The sequence below is a fragment of the Cryobacterium shii genome, assembly GCF_004402595.1.
GTDB lineage: Bacteria > Actinomycetota > Actinomycetes > Actinomycetales > Microbacteriaceae > Cryobacterium > Cryobacterium shii.
In genome coordinates this window covers 36643-50363 of record NZ_SOFY01000014.1, presented here as the reverse complement: position 1 = coordinate 50363, position 13721 = coordinate 36643, and the positions used below count along the sequence as shown (strand labels likewise).

General features: G+C 67.3%; 14 protein-coding genes. 11 read left to right on the top strand and 3 right to left on the bottom strand.

Features of this window, described 5'->3' with window-relative positions; genetic code table 11:
* Window positions 1–128: 128 nt before the first annotated feature.
* The 8 genes from E3O49_RS17870 (at window position 129) to E3O49_RS17835 (ending at window position 6650) form a co-directional block, all read left to right on the top strand.
* Window positions 129–2843: a winged helix-turn-helix domain-containing protein gene (locus E3O49_RS17870; RefSeq protein WP_134451015.1), complete on the top strand. Its 2715-nt coding sequence runs from the start codon at window positions 129–131 to the stop codon at window positions 2841–2843.
* Between the two features lie 127 nt (window positions 2844–2970).
* Window positions 2971–3660, top strand: coding sequence for a hypothetical protein (locus E3O49_RS17865; RefSeq protein ID WP_134366495.1), 690 nt, complete (start codon window positions 2971–2973; stop codon window positions 3658–3660).
* 33 nt (window positions 3661–3693) lie between these two features.
* Entirely contained in the window at window positions 3694–3906 is a 213-nt protein-coding gene (locus E3O49_RS17860; RefSeq protein ID WP_134366496.1) for a hypothetical protein, read from the top strand.
* Between the two features lie 5 nt (window positions 3907–3911).
* Window positions 3912–4604 (top strand): DUF2306 domain-containing protein, encoded by a 693-nt coding sequence (locus E3O49_RS17855; protein WP_134451013.1) that lies wholly within the window; start codon window positions 3912–3914, stop codon window positions 4602–4604.
* The gene (locus tag E3O49_RS17850) at window positions 4601–4978 is read left to right on the top strand and encodes an alcohol dehydrogenase catalytic domain-containing protein (protein WP_198417467.1); all 378 of its coding nucleotides are present in this window, start codon (window positions 4601–4603) and stop codon (window positions 4976–4978) included. Before E3O49_RS17855 ends, E3O49_RS17850 begins: the two co-directional genes overlap by 4 nt.
* 45 nt (window positions 4979–5023) lie before the next feature.
* Window positions 5024–5623, top strand: coding sequence for an NAD(P)-dependent alcohol dehydrogenase (locus E3O49_RS17845; RefSeq protein WP_198417466.1), 600 nt, complete (start codon window positions 5024–5026; stop codon window positions 5621–5623).
* A gap of 170 nt (window positions 5624–5793) precedes the next feature.
* Window positions 5794–6066, top strand: a complete 273-nt coding sequence (locus tag E3O49_RS17840; protein WP_134402758.1) for a DUF2277 domain-containing protein — start codon at window positions 5794–5796, stop codon at window positions 6064–6066.
* 152 nt (window positions 6067–6218) lie between these two features.
* Window positions 6219–6650 (top strand): SRPBCC family protein, encoded by a 432-nt coding sequence (locus E3O49_RS17835; RefSeq protein WP_198417465.1) that lies wholly within the window; start codon window positions 6219–6221, stop codon window positions 6648–6650.
* A 24-nt stretch (window positions 6651–6674) separates the two neighbouring features.
* Here E3O49_RS17835 and E3O49_RS17830 read toward each other — a convergent pair whose 3' ends face one another.
* A complete protein-coding gene (locus tag E3O49_RS17830; protein ID WP_241978729.1) occupies window positions 6675–7454 on the bottom strand; it encodes an SDR family NAD(P)-dependent oxidoreductase in 780 nt (259 codons plus the stop codon).
* Window positions 7455–8213: 759 nt separating this feature from the next.
* Window positions 8214–9287, bottom strand: a complete 1074-nt coding sequence (ychF, locus tag E3O49_RS17825) for a redox-regulated ATPase YchF (protein WP_134451011.1) — start codon at window positions 9285–9287, stop codon at window positions 8214–8216.
* 83 nt (window positions 9288–9370) lie between these two features.
* Here ychF and E3O49_RS17820 point away from each other — a divergent pair, with 83 nt between their 5' ends.
* Window positions 9371–9988 (top strand): exonuclease domain-containing protein, encoded by a 618-nt coding sequence (locus tag E3O49_RS17820; RefSeq protein WP_134366500.1) that lies wholly within the window; start codon window positions 9371–9373, stop codon window positions 9986–9988.
* An 89-nt stretch (window positions 9989–10077) separates the two neighbouring features.
* On the top strand, window positions 10078–11415 hold the full coding sequence (locus E3O49_RS17815; protein WP_134405644.1) for a DNA recombination protein RmuC: 1338 nt from the start codon (window positions 10078–10080) through the stop codon (window positions 11413–11415).
* A gap of 101 nt (window positions 11416–11516) precedes the next feature.
* Here the strand turns inward: E3O49_RS17815 and glpX are convergent, their stop codons facing one another.
* Window positions 11517–12449, bottom strand: coding sequence for a class II fructose-bisphosphatase (gene glpX / locus E3O49_RS17810; RefSeq protein WP_241975912.1), 933 nt, complete (start codon window positions 12447–12449; stop codon window positions 11517–11519).
* 246 nt (window positions 12450–12695) lie between these two features.
* On the opposite strand from glpX, the gene fbaA reads away from it, so the two are divergent.
* A complete protein-coding gene (fbaA, locus tag E3O49_RS17805) occupies window positions 12696–13721 on the top strand; it encodes a class II fructose-bisphosphate aldolase (protein ID WP_134366503.1) in 1026 nt (341 codons plus the stop codon).

Sequence of the window (13721 nt, the reverse complement as noted above, 5' to 3'; positions counted from 1 at the left end):
AGTTCGATCGGCACGCCTGCCGAACTCGACCGGAACCGGCGATCTCAGCGACTCCCGCCGCCGCGGATAGCCAGGCCCCAGGATTTCGGTGCGGTTGTCGTGACGTCGTCTGTCTCTAGGATTAGGGCATGGCGATGCCGGTCCTCGCGACCAAGCTCTTCATCCCCCGACTCCGGTCCCGAGCGGTTCCTCGACCGCGCCTCGTCGAGCGTTTGCGCGAGGGGCTGCACTCCGGCCGAAAGCTGACGCTCATCTCCGCCCCGGCCGGTTTCGGAAAGACCACGCTGCTGAGCGAGTGGATCGCGGATGCCCGGCGCCGCGACCCCCAGCTGCGCGTCGCCTGGCTGTCGCTCGACGAGGGCGACAACGACCCGTCCCGCTTCCTCACCTACCTCGTCGGAGCCCTGCAGCGGGCCGATCCCGCTCTCGGCTCGGAATCGTTGACGCTCTCGCCGGCCTCGATCGAACCGGCGCTGACGGGGCTGATCAACGACGTCGCCCAGAGCCCGGCCGAGATCATCCTGGTACTCGACGACTTCCAGCTGATCGAGGAGAAGACGATCCGGGACGCCCTCGTCTTCTTCCTCGACCACCTTCCGTCGAATCTGCACCTGGCTGTCGCGAGCCGCTCCGATCCCCTTCTCCCGGTGGCGCGACTGCGCGCCGGCGGCGAGCTCACCGAGTTGCGTGCCGCCGACCTGCGGTTCACTCCGGACGAGGCCGCCGCCTTCCTCAGCCAGATGGCGGGCCTCGAGCTCTCCCCCGAGGACGTCGCCGCTCTCGAATCGCGCACGGAGGGCTGGATCGCCGGCCTCCAACTGGCCGCTCTGTCCATGCGGGACCGCTCGGACGTCTCCGGTTTCATCCGGGGATTCACCGGAAGCAACCGCTTCGTGATCGACTATCTCGCCGAAGAGGTGCTGCAGCGTCAGCCCGAGCAGGTGCGGGAATTCCTGCTCCGCACCGCGATCCTGGACAGGCTCAGCGGATCCCTCTGCGAGGCCGTCACCGGGCAGGCCGGCGGCAGCGACGTGCTGGAGTCGCTCGAGCGGGACAACCTGTTCCTCGTTCCGTTGGATGACGGACGGCAGTGGTACCGCTACCACCACCTCTTCGCGGATGTGCTCCGGGCGCGGCTGCTGCGCGACCGGCCCGACCTCGTGCCGACCCTCCACCGTCGCGCCAGCGAATGGCACGAGCGGAACGACCTGCCGGAGGAGGCGGTCACGCATGCCCTGGCGGCGGCGGATTTCGCCCGCGCAGCCAGAGTGATCGAGGGCTCCGTTCCCGCGGTTCGCAAGAGCCGGCAGGATGCCACACTGCTCCGCTGGCTGACGCTGCTGCCCGAGGAGGTCATCGATCGCCGACCCGTGCTGGGCGTGTACCGCGCGTGGTCGTCGCTGGTCTCCGGCGACGTGGAAGCGATCGAACCGCGCCTGCGCGTCGCGGAGAGGGCGTTGGCTGCCACGACGGATGACGGCGCCCCCGGCCACGACTCGGCCGACAGCGAGGAACTTCGCACTCTCCCCGTGACCATCGCCGTCTACCGGGCTGCCGCAGCGCAGGCGCGCGGGAAGGTGGTCGGCATGAAGGAACACGCCGAGCGAGCCCTGGCGCTCACCCAACCCGACGATCATCTGGGGCGCGGCGCGGCAGCTGGGTTCCTCGGGCTCGCTTCGTGGACGACCGGCGATCTCGAGTCCGGGCTGCGTGCCTTCGGCGAGGTCAGGTCCAGCCTGCGTCTGGCCGGCAACCTGGCCGACGTGCTCGCGACCACCATCGTGCTGGCCGACATGCTCGTTCCGCTGGGCCGGTTGCGGGAGGCGCAACGGGCATACGAGCAGGCGTTGCAGCTGGCGGCCGAGCAGGGCGACCCGCCCCCACAGTCAACGGCGGACCTGCACGTCGGGATCAGTGAACTGCTCAGGGAGCGGGGCGAACTACCGGCCGCCGCCGAGCACCTGGCTGCGAGTGAGGCGCTGGGCGAACAGGCCTCGTCGAGCGAGAAACGGCATCGCCGGTTCGTGGCGATGGCGCGAATCAGGCAGACCGAGGGAGATTTCGACGCCGCCCTCGACCTGCTCGGCACGGCTGAGGGCCTCTACCGGCGCGGGTTCTTCCCGGAGGTGCGCCCGATCGCCGCGATCAGGGCACGGATCTGGATTGAACAAGGCAGGCTCGCCGAGGCCCTCGCCTGGGTCACGGGCCAGGGCCTGTCCGTGAATGAGGACCTCACCTACCTGCGCGAGTTCGGGCACATCACCCTGGCGCGGCTGCTGATCGCGCAACAGCGGGCCGATCCGCGGGGGTCGATCCAGGCGGCCACCGGATTACTCGACCGCCTTCTCGTCGCCGCGGAAGCGGGCGGACGCACCGGCAGCGCGAACGAGATCCTCATCCTGCAAGCGCTGGCGCAGGAGGCGCAGGGCCGGATTCCCTCGGCGCTGCCACCGCTCCACCGAGCACTCTCCCTGGCCGAACCGGAAGGCTACCTGCGGCTCTTCGCCGACGAAGGTGCGCCGATGACGGCGCTTCTGGACGCGGCCGCCGACGCGGGAATCCTCCCCGACTACGTTCGCCGGCTCGGTCGGGCCCTGCGGCAGACCGACGTCGACAGGGCGAGTCTCCCGGGCATCCCGGAGGCGTTGAGCGAGCGGGAGTCGCACGTGCTCCGGCTGCTGGCGACCGAGCTCAGCGGCCCCCAGATCGCGAGCGAACTCTACGTCTCGCTCAACACGCTGCGCACCCACACCAGGCACATCTTCGCCAAGCTCGGCGTCAACAGCCGCCCGGCCGCCGTCACCCGCGCCGCCGAGCTGGGTCTGATCCAGCGCCGGGTCTGATCTGGCTCCGCGACACAATCACCACCTCAATCACCACGCACGGTGATGCCGCGTCATCACATGTCTCCGTAGATTCGGGTCGTTCTCAGGTAGTGGCCTGGGGCACTCAGAACGAAGGAGAGCAATCATGATCACAACGTCCACCCTCACCAGGGCGGCCGCCGTCGCCGCCGCCGTGTCGGGTCTGCTCTACATCGTCATCCAGTTCATCCATCCCGCCGACGAGGTCGCCTCCCTCACCACCCAGATGTGGGTGAGCGTTCACAGTCTCAGTTTCGCGATGGCCATCCTCGGCCCGATCGGCCTCACGGGCATCTACCTGCGCCAGGTGCGAGAATTCGGGCTGCTCGGCCTGATCGGATACGCGCTGTTCGCACTGTTCTTCATCCTGCAATCCGCCTTTGTCTTCGCCGAGGCGTTCATCGCGCCCCTGGTCGCGGCGGACGCACCGCAGTTCGCCGAGGACTTCGTCGGACTCTTCGGCCGGCACCCGGCCGTGACCGACCTCGGCCCCCTCGCCGCACTCCCCCTGGTCGGAGCCGCCGTTTACGTCATCGGCGCGATCGTGTTCGGGATCGCCGTCCTCCGTGCCCGGGTGCTGTCGCGCGGCGCCGGCATCCTTCTCATTGCCGCCGCGGCGGTGACGCCCGTCGCGGGCGCGCTGCTTCCGCACACGCTCGAACGGATGGCCGCCATCCCGATGGGCCTGGCCCTGATCTGGCTCGGCTACTCCCTGTGGTCGGACCAGCGCAGGATCGCAGGCCGGACGGCTCCCACCGGGCACGGCACCCGACTCGACCGCACGCCGGCGGTCTGACCGGACGCGGGTCTGTGCAAGAGGAGGAGAGCGATGACTGAAGTCGATTGGTATGAGATTCGCCTCCGGGGGCAGCTCGACGGGTCCTGGAGCGACTGGTTCGGGGGCTTCACCCTCACCAGCGAAAGCGATGGAACAACCACCCTCACAGGCCCGGTCATCGATCAGGCCGCGCTGCACGGGCTGCTGCGACGGGTCGGAAACCTGGGCGTGACACTGATCTCGGTCAACATTCTGAGGAGCTGAAAACCATGACGAAAGACACCCGGAGCCCTCGAGGCCAGTGGCCGGCCCCCACCGGATTGATCCTCCTCTCCCTCATCCCGCTGCTCGCCGGTGCTGCGCGACTCACCGAGCTGACGGGCGGAGCCGCCTCGACTCCGCAGAACGCCCGTTTTCTCGACTCCCCCGTACCGGTCGTGACGCACATCGTGAGCGTGACCGTGTTCAGCCTGCTCGGAGCGTTCCAGTTCGTCCCGGCTCTGCGGTGCCGCAGGGTAGCCTGGCATCGTCTCGCCGGACGCATCCTCATTCCCGCCGGCCTGCTGGCGGCGCTCTCCGGCATGTGGATGGCGGCCTTCTACCCGCACCCGCCCGGGGACGGCGCGATTCTGGTGGTTCTTCGGTTGGTCTTCGGGGCCGCGATGGTGGCGGGCCTCGGACTGGGGATTCGAGGCATCGTGCGTCGAGATTTCGTCCAGCACCGCGCCTGGATGACCCGCGCCTACGCGATCGGGGTCGGGGCGGGCACCCAGGCCCTCGTCCTGATCCCGCAATCGATGATCTTCGGCTCAACCGACGAGCTGTCCCGGGCCGTGTTCATGGGTGCCGCCTGGGTGATCAATCTCTCGGTGGCCGAGTACGTCATCCGTCGCCGTGCCCGGCCGGCACGAAATGCAGTCCGACCATCAACAACCGCATCACTACTCAAGGAGTCGACATGAAGTCACAACCAGCCACTCGCACTCACGCTCAGGATGCCCGGATGCGAGCCGCCGTCTATCGCCGGTTCGGGTCCCCGGAGGTGGTGCACATCGAGGAGGTCCCCAAACCTCTGCCGGGGCCGGACGAGGTGCTCGTCCAGGTTCACGCGAGCACGGTGAGCGCCGCCGACCACCGGGCCCGGGGACGCACCGTCCCAAAAGGGCTCGGACTGATGAGCGCGCTCGCGCTCGGCGTCTTCCGCCCTCGCACGCGGGTCCTGGGCATGGATGTCGCCGGCGTCGTGGAAGCGGTGGGAGCGGACGTCGCGTCGTTCACACCCGGCGACGAGGTGATCGCGATGCTCGGCGGCAGGTTCGGCGGGCACGCCGAATAAGTCTGCGTCCCACAGAGCGGCGCGATCACGGCGAAGCCGCGGAACATGACCTTCGAGGAAGCCGTGACAGTCGTGTTCGGGGGAATCACCGCCCGTGCCTTCCTGAACCGGGCCGCCCTCGCACCGGGTGGCACCGTCCTCGTCAACGGCGCGTCCGGCGCCGTGGGCACCGCGACGGTGCAGCTCGCCGCGGAACTCGGGGCGCGCGTCACGGGCGTGTGCGGCGGCGGCAACCGGGAATTGGTGACCTCGCTCGGCGCGGACCGGGTGATCGACTATGCCGAGGAGGATTTCCTCGCCGAGGGCCGGTCCTACGACGTCATCATGGACTGCGTCGGGAACCTTCCCTTCGAGCGGGCCGCGGCGTGCCTCAATCCCGGCGGCGCCCTGCTGCTCGTCATTTCCGACCTGCAGGGAATTCTCCTGGCGTCCCGGCGCAGCAGGAAGAGCGGGAAGCTCGTCACCGCGGGCAACGTCGACTACACGGCCGAAGACCTGGCGTTGCTGGTCGACCTCGCCGAGTCGGGCCGGTTCAGGGCGGTCATCGACCGAACCTACGACCTTGCCGATGTCGCCCTGGCCCACCGCCACGTCGACACGGGGCACAAGAAGGGTAACGTGGTGCTGCGGGTCGCGGCCGGTTGATCGGAGCGGATCGCAGTCTTCTTGTGGTCCCGCTCCCCTCGACTTCGACGGTTCCGGTCGACTTCGACAGGTACGCCTGTCGAAGTCGACCGGAACTGACGATTTCGGCGGTCGCGACGGTCCCGGAACTGCGGGGTGACGGCTCCGGGTCGGTTGGCTATTCTGGATGCATGTGCCGGAACATCCATACGCTGCATAATTTTGAGCCGGCGGCCACCGACGATGAGGTACACGCGGCCGCCCTGCAATTCGTGCGCAAGATCAGCGGATCCACGAAGCCCTCCAACGCCAATGCCGAGGCGTTCAACCGGGCTGTCGAGGAGATCGCCCACATCTCGAGGCACCTGCTCGAGGACCTGGTGAGCACGGCTCCGCCCAAAAACCGCGAAATCGAGGCGGACAAGGCGAAGGCCCGCTCGGCGAAACGGTTCGCCGCCGCTTAACAGCTCGGCAGGGAGGTTCCGCGGGAGGCGACGAGCGGCCCGCCGTCCTGGCCCTCTCGAGCTTGCCAAACGATGAGAACGAGGGCACACTCCCCCACTGTGCGATACAGCCCCATCCGGTTGGATCGCCGTCGTCGAAGGAGCGGAGCATCATGGCCTCGGATAAGCACACACACAGCATCCACATCGACGCGCCCGTGGCGAAGGTCTTCCACTACGTCGAGGATCCGGCGCACTTCGTCGGCGCGATGCCGGAGGAGGACCACAGCACCCTGGGGGCGGTGCAACGGACGCCCGAAGGGGCGGTGGTCAGCTACGAGATCAAGTACCGCGAACTCGGCATGCACCTCACCGCCGTCGTCACCAGAGAGGAGTATGTGGTCAACGAGCGCATCGTGGACCATTCCTCGATGGGCCCGATCTTCACCATCTCCGTCGAGGCCGACGACAGCGGAACGTCGCTCACAGCCAGCTGGGACTCCTCCACGCTGATGAAGATGATCGACGCGGTCTTCTTCCACGGGGACAGGGACATCGAGCGCGCCCTCGCCACCTACAAGCTCGAGATCGAGGCCCTGGCCTGAGCCGACCCCAACAGCGGAGTGCCCCTACTCCCTGCCGTCCTCGAGCGGGATGAGCATCGTTCGAAAGGGACCGGCAACGGCGTGGAGGTCCCAAATGCGATCGGCGACGCCGTCGATGCCATTGTCAAGCTGAAGCTGAGGAATCCCTCCCGGGATCACGAGTTGGCTGACACGGACTCCCTCACCCTCGAGTGCGTCGTGGAGCATCTCACCGTAGGCGCTCTCGGCCGGGAAGGCGACCGATGTACCTGCGAAGTCAGCGCGGGCCTTCACCGAGGTTCCGCCGTTGATCATGATGATGCTGCCGCTTCCTGCCTGCCGCATGGCCGGGAGCACCGTACGCACCGCGTGAATGAGCCCGAGAGCCGAGAACTGCAATGCCTCCAAAGCCAGTTCCGGAGTCATCTCCAGCACCGGCTTCAGGTAGTCACGCGACGGGAGCGGACTGTACTGCAACGTATTGATGGGTCCCAGCTCTGCCGCGGCACGCGCAAGGGCATCTTCAAGCGCCGCCGGTACTCGGACATCCGCAGCGTAACCACTCACGGTGAAGCCGGCGGCAGTGAGCTCCGCAGCCATGGAGTCCAGCTTCGACTGGTTCCTCGAGATCAGGGCGATTGAGAAGCCCTCGCGCCCGAACCTTCGCGCAACTGCAGCTCCGAGTCCCGGTCCAGCTCCGATGATGGCGATGACAGGCACGGTGGTCTCCTTCGAGTGATGATGTTGTGGTGTCTGGAGTGAGGTCAGATTGGACGACAGCCCTTCGGGATCACGCAGCTGAGCAAATTCGCTGACGCGAAGCAAATACTGAGAGCTCCTGCGAGAGGTAGGCGCGGGCCCCCTCCGACCTGCCCGAGCCTAGACGTTGAAACGGAAATCCACCATGTTCCGTCACCGAAAGACGCGTGGAGCCCTGTGAAGTGTGGCTAATTCAGGAAAATCATCCGGCTGAGACTGGATCCACTAAGAAAGACCGGCCTGGCGGCATCCCCGGCTGACGGATCTCCTGAGTAAGCCACACACCCACGTGTCAGATTGCGTCGCGGGAGGCTCGCCGCGAATGTCCTGCACCGGATGTTCCGTCGGGAGTGCTGGCCGCCGAGGGCGACGGATGCGGTTGAGTTCGGCTGGTACGCCTGCCGAAGTCGACCGAAACTGTCGATCTCGACGAGACTCCCCACCGCTGGCCGAGGCGGACCTGCCGCTCGGGCCAGCCCCACGCGCTACTACCGCGAGATACACGTTGAAGCGGAACTCCACCACGTCGCCGAAAGACGCGTGGAGCCCTGAGAAGTGTGGCTAATTCAGGAATATCATCCGGCTGAGACTGGATCCACTGAGAAAGACGAGCCTGACGGCATCCCCGGCCGACGGACCTCCTGAGTCAGCCACACACCCACGGCGCCGGATTCTGCCGCGGGAGGCTCACCGCGAATTTTCATCCGCGCGGTGCTCCGCTGAGACGCTGCCAGCCGAGTTCGCCCTTTGCGGTCGAGATCGTCCAGCACACAGGGTGAACTGGACCGGAACTGTCGATCTCGGCCGCGAGCCGCAGAGGGCGAGCTAGACGTTGAAACGGAACTCCACCACGTCGCCGTCCTGCATGATGTATTCCTTGCCCTCGATCCGGGCCTTGCCCTTCGCGCGGGCCTCCGCCACCGAGCCGGCGTCCATCAGGTCCTCGAAGGAGAAGATCTCCGCCTTGATGAAGCCCTTCTGGAAGTCGGTGTGGATGACTCCGGCGGCCTGCGGGGCGGTCCAGCCCTTATGGATGGTCCAGGCCCGCGTTTCCTTGGGGCCCGCGGTCAGGTAGGTCTGCAGGCCGAGCGTGTCGAAGCCGATGCGGGCGAGCTGGTCGAGTCCGCTCTCGGCCTGGCCGGTCGACGCGAGCATCTCGGCGGCGTCCTCGGCGTCGAGCTCGCTGAGTTCGGACTCGAGCTTCGCGTCGAGGAACACGGCGTTGGCCGGGGCCACCAGCGCGGCCAGCACGGCGAGCTTCTCGGCATCCTGCAGCACCGCTTCGTCGACGTTGAACACGTAGATGAACGGCTTGGCGGTGAGCAGGCCCAGTTCACGGATCGGCTCGATGTCGAGCGTGGCGGACGACAATGGCGCTCCGGCGTCGAGGATCGCCTGCGCTTTGAGGGCGGTCTCCAGCACGATCGGGGGAAGCTTGCGGCCCTTGACCTCTTTCTCGAAGCGGGACACCGCCTTCTCGAGGGTCTGCAGGTCGGCGAGGATGAGCTCGGTGTTGATGGTCTCCATGTCGCCGGCCGGGTTCACGGCGCCGTCGACGTGCACCACGTCGGGGTCGGCGAAGCCACGGATAACCTGCGCGATGGCGTCGGCCTCACGGATGTTGGCGAGGAACTTGTTGCCGAGCCCCTCCCCCTCGCTGGCGCCGCGCACGATCCCGGCGATGTCGACGAAGGACACCGGGGCGGGCAGCAGGCGTTCGCTGCCGAAGACCGAGGCCAGCTTGGCCAGGCGGTGGTCGGGCAGGTTGACGATGCCCACGTTCGGCTCGATGGTGGCGAACGGGTAGTTCGCCGCGAGCACGTTGTTCTTGGTCAACGCGTTGAAGAGGGTGGACTTGCCGACATTGGGCAGTCCGACGATTGCAATAGTAAGAGCCACGAGAGTCCATCGTACCGGGTGTGTCCCCGGCCCCGTCGAGCCGACCGGGACGGGCTGTCAGCGGCCCGTGAAATGATGATGCGGTGCCAGTCAACTTCACCGCCATCGATTTCGAGACCGCCAACTCCTCCAGCGCTTCGGCGTGCTCGGTCGGGCTGGTGAAGGTTCGAGACGGAAAAGTCGTCGACAAGATCGCCTGGTTCATCAAACCGGCGGTCGGGCACGACGCTTTCCTGGCCTGGAACATCAAGATCCACGGCATCCGGCCGACGGATGTCGTGGACGCGGCCACGTGGGCCGAGCAGCTCCCCGACCTGGTCGCCTTCGCCGACGGCGACCACCTCGTCGCCCACAACGCCGGCTTCGACCTGGGAGTCATCAAGACATCCTCCACGGTCGCCGGCCTGTCGGTCCCGGACTTCAACTACGTCTGCAGCCTCCAGGTGGCCCGCCGCACCTACCATCTCGACTCGTACCGCCTGCCCGTCGCGGCGATGGCGGCCGGTTTCGAAGGCTTCGCCCACCACGACGCCCTCGCCGACGCGGAGGCCTGCGCCGCCATCATGGTGCACGCGGCCGGGCGGCACGAGGCAGACACCCTCGAAGATCTGGCCCGCATCACCGGGGTGAACATCGGCGCGATCGGGCCGGTCGCCACGAAGGAGAAGGCCGCGACGCACGGCCCGATGGCGCTCAGTTAGGTCCCTCCTCCCCTGCGCGCCGAGGCCGCGTCGAGGCCCTCCAGCCGCCGTGTCGAGGTCGTGTCGGTGGTCACTGGCAGAGTGGAGCCATGGATTCCTGGTTCCCTCTTCTCCTCGGTATTGTCATCGGCGCCCTCCTCGGCGCCCTGGTCGCGATCGTCGCCGGTCAGCGGCGCCGCGCTGCCTCAGTGAACGCTTCAGCGGGCGACGACCCGGCCGTGATCGAGGCCCGTCACCAGGTGGCGCTGGTCGAGGCGCGCTCCCGAGAGGCCGCCGTCCAATCGCTGCTCCGGGAAGAACTCGCCTCGGTGCACGCCACGGCCGACGCCCTGCGCGGGCAGGTCGTCGACGCCGGGCGGCAGTACCGCGAGCTGCTCCAACGGCAGCAGGGTGACCAGGACGCTGAGGCCGTGCGGCAGAAGCAGGAGAGCAAGGTGTTGCAGGCCCTGGCCCCGGTCAAGGAGAGCCTGCAGGACATGCAGCAGAAGGTGTTCGAGCTGGAGGCCCAGCGCAGCCTGCAGCACGGCGAGTTGAGCCAACAGCTGCGGTCCGCCACAGAGTCGGAGGAACGTCTGCGCAGCACCGCGGAGGCGCTCGCGTCCGCCCTGCGCGCCAACAACACCCGCGGGGTCTGGGGCGAAACCCAGCTGCGCAGCGTGGTGGAGGCGGCGGGCCTGATCGAGCGGGTCGACTTCGACCTGCAGTCGAGCATCAACTCGGATGCCGGCGCGGGTCGCCCCGACATGGTGGTGCACCTGCCCGGGGGGAAAAACATCGCCGTCGACGCCAAAGTGCCGTTCACGGCGTTCCTGGAGGCCAGCCAGATTCCGGTCACCGCCACCGGCGCCCTGGGCGCGCAACGGGCCGCGTACATGAAGGCGCACGTCAAGGCCGTGCGCGACCACATCACCGCCCTCGGCAGTAAGGCCTACTGGCAGGGCCTGGAGGCCTCGCCGGAGATCGTGATCGCCTTCATCCCGAGCGAATCCCTCGTTTCGTCTGCGTTGGAGGCCGACCCGTCGATCATGGAGTTCGCCTTCTCCAAGCGGGTCGCCCTGGCTTCCCCCGTGACCCTGTGGTCGGTCTTGAAGACGGTGGCGTTCAGCTGGCAGCAGGATGTGCTCACCCATGACGCCAAGGTCCTGTTCGACCTCAGCCGGGAGCTCTACGCCCGCCTGGCCACCACGGCCACCCACATCGAGAAACTCGGCCGGTCGATCGAGCGCACCGTCAAGGACTACAACGGCTTCGTCGGCTCGATGGAGCGCCAGGTGCTGCCCACGGCCCGCAAGCTCAGCGCGCTGGACGAGTCGAAGGTGCTGGCGCCGCTGGTCGGCATCGAAGAGGCCCCTCGGGAGCTGGCCGCCTGGGAGTTCGTGACGGAGCTCCAGTCGGCCGAACTGGAGGCCGCCGAGAATCGCCCTTAACGCCGAGAATCGCCGTCGGAACGGCGATTCTCAGCGTATTGGGCGACACTCGGCGGCGACCTCAGCGGGTCAGCGTGCCGAGCGAGCCCCGCGCCCGGTGGCTAGAGCCACTTGGAGGCGAGGTGCTCCGCGACCACGCGGCGGGTGGTGCCCGACTTGGCGCGCAGCACAATGCTCTCGGTGCGGATGATCGGGCCCTGGCGGCGCACGCCGTCGACGAGTCCGCCATCCGTCACGCCGGTCGCCACGAAGAACGTGTTGTCACCGCTGACCATGTCATCGAGTTCGAGCAGCTTGTCCACGTCGAGCCCGGCCGCGACCGCGCCCGCGCGCTCGGCGGTATCCTTCGGTGCGAGGCGTCCCTGCATGTAGCCGCCGATCGCCTTGAGCGCGCAGGCCGTGGTGATGCCCTCGGGGCTGCCGCCGATGCCGACGCACATGTCGATCCGGGTTTCCCAGCGGGCCGCGTTGATGCCGCCGGCGACGTCGCCGTCGCTCATCAGCCGGGTGCCGGCGCCGGCGCTGCGAATCTGGTCGATCAGTTCGGCGTGGCGGGGACGGTCGAGCACCGCGATGACCATTTCGCCGACCGGCTTGCCGGTGGCTCGGGACAGCTCACGGATGTTGTCGCCGATCGGTGCGTCGAGGCTGACGACTCCGCGGCCGGCGCCGCCGGTGACGATCTTGTCCATGTAGAAGACGGATGACGCGTCGAGCATGGTGCCGCGGGAGGAGACCGCGATCACGGAAAGGGCGTTCTGGCGGCCGGCGGCGGTGAGGCTCGTGCCGTCGATCGGGTCGACCGCGATGTCGCAGTGCGGGCCGGTGCCGTTGCCGACGCGTTCACCGTTGAAGAGCATGGGGGCTTCGTCTTTTTCACCCTCGCCGATGACGATGAGGCCGTCGAAATTGACGGTGCCGAGGAAGACGCGCATGGCGTCGACGGCCGCCTTGTCGGCGGCGTTCTTGTCACCGCGACCGATGAACGGAACCGCACGGATTGCGGCAGCCTCTGTCGCTCGCACCAGCTCCATGGCCAGGTTGCGGTCGGGGTGCGTGAAATTGAGGGCGATTTCGGGGCTGTTCACAGATGGTCCTTCCCGGACGAAGAGTGCGGCAGTGGCAAGACCCATCTTTGGGCCGGCATCGGTGATACCGGTGCTGCCTCCTTCAGCCTAGCGCCCGCTCCCCGCGCACCGCCTCTTCCGGCGCTGGCACGTCCGGGTACCCATCTCGGTAGGATGAGAGAACCGAAACGGTTCAACCGAGGAGACTCAACAATGCCCATCGCTTCCCCAGACCAGTACGCCGAGATGCTCAGCAAGGCCAAGACGAAGGGGTTCGCTTACCCGGCGTTCAACGTTTCGTCCTCGCAAAGCATTAATGCTGTCCTTCAGGGCCTGACCGAATCCGGCTCAGACGGCATTATCCAGGTCACCACCGGTGGCGCAGATTATTTCGCCGGCCACACGGTCAAGAACCGCGCATCCGGTGCGCTCGCCATGGCTCACTTCGTGCAGTCCGTCGCCGACAATTATCCCGTCACCGTCGCCCTGCACACCGACCACTGCCCCAAGGGCGCCCTTGAAGACTTCGTGCTGCCGCTCATCAGCGCCTCCGAAGAAGAGGTCAAGGCCGGCCGCAACCCGATCTTCCAGTCGCACATGTGGGACGGTTCCGCCATCGCTCTCCCCGAGAACCTGGAAATCGCCAAGGACATCCTCAAGCGCACCCAGGCGATCAACGCGATCCTCGAGGTCGAGATCGGCGCCGTCGGCGGCGAAGAGGATGGCGTCGAAGGCGACATCAACGAGAACCTGTACACGACCCTCGATGACGCACTCGCCATGATCGACGCCCTCGGCATGGGCGAGAACGGCCGCTACATGGCCGCGCTCACCTTCGGCAACGTGCACGGCGTCTACAAGCCCGGCAATGTCAAGCTGCGCCCGGAGCTGCTTAAGGAGATCCAGGACGGCATCGCCGCCAAGCTCGGCACCGGCCCGAAGCCGCTCGACCTCGTCTTCCACGGCGGCTCGGGCTCAACCGACGCCGAGATCGCCGAGGCCGTCGCCAACGGCGTCGTGAAGATGAACATCGACACCGACACACAGTACGCGTTCACGCGCGCGGTTGCCGGCTACATGCTCAAGAACTACGACGCCGTGCTCAAGGTTGACGGCGAAGTCGGCAACAAGAAGGTCTACGACCCCCGCGCCTGGGGCAAAGTTGCCGAGACGGCCATGGCCGCCCGCGTGTCCGAAGCCACCCGCCAGCTCGGTTCCGCCGGCCAGTCGAACAGCTAG

Bases quoted from the DNA above. Each gene is read 5' to 3' on its own strand.
- E3O49_RS17870 (WP_134451015.1), top strand. From the start codon at position 129: ATGGCGATGCCGGTCCTCGCGACCAAGCTCTTCATCCCCCGACTCCGG.
- E3O49_RS17865 (WP_134366495.1), top strand. From the start codon at position 2,971: ATGATCACAACGTCCACCCTCACCAGGGCGGCCGCCGTCGCCGCCGCC.
- E3O49_RS17860 (WP_134366496.1), top strand. From the start codon at position 3,694: ATGACTGAAGTCGATTGGTATGAGATTCGCCTCCGGGGGCAGCTCGAC.
- E3O49_RS17855 (WP_134451013.1), top strand. From the start codon at position 3,912: ATGACGAAAGACACCCGGAGCCCTCGAGGCCAGTGGCCGGCCCCCACC.
- E3O49_RS17850 (WP_198417467.1), top strand. From the start codon at position 4,601: ATGAAGTCACAACCAGCCACTCGCACTCACGCTCAGGATGCCCGGATG.
- E3O49_RS17845 (WP_198417466.1), top strand. From the start codon at position 5,024: ATGACCTTCGAGGAAGCCGTGACAGTCGTGTTCGGGGGAATCACCGCC.
- E3O49_RS17840 (WP_134402758.1), top strand. From the start codon at position 5,794: ATGTGCCGGAACATCCATACGCTGCATAATTTTGAGCCGGCGGCCACC.
- E3O49_RS17835 (WP_198417465.1), top strand. From the start codon at position 6,219: ATGGCCTCGGATAAGCACACACACAGCATCCACATCGACGCGCCCGTG.
- E3O49_RS17815 (WP_134405644.1), top strand. From the start codon at position 10,078: ATGGATTCCTGGTTCCCTCTTCTCCTCGGTATTGTCATCGGCGCCCTC.
- glpX (WP_241975912.1), bottom strand. From the start codon at position 12,449: ATGGAGCTGGTGCGAGCGACAGAGGCTGCCGCAATCCGTGCGGTTCCG.
- fbaA (WP_134366503.1), top strand. From the start codon at position 12,696: ATGCCCATCGCTTCCCCAGACCAGTACGCCGAGATGCTCAGCAAGGCC.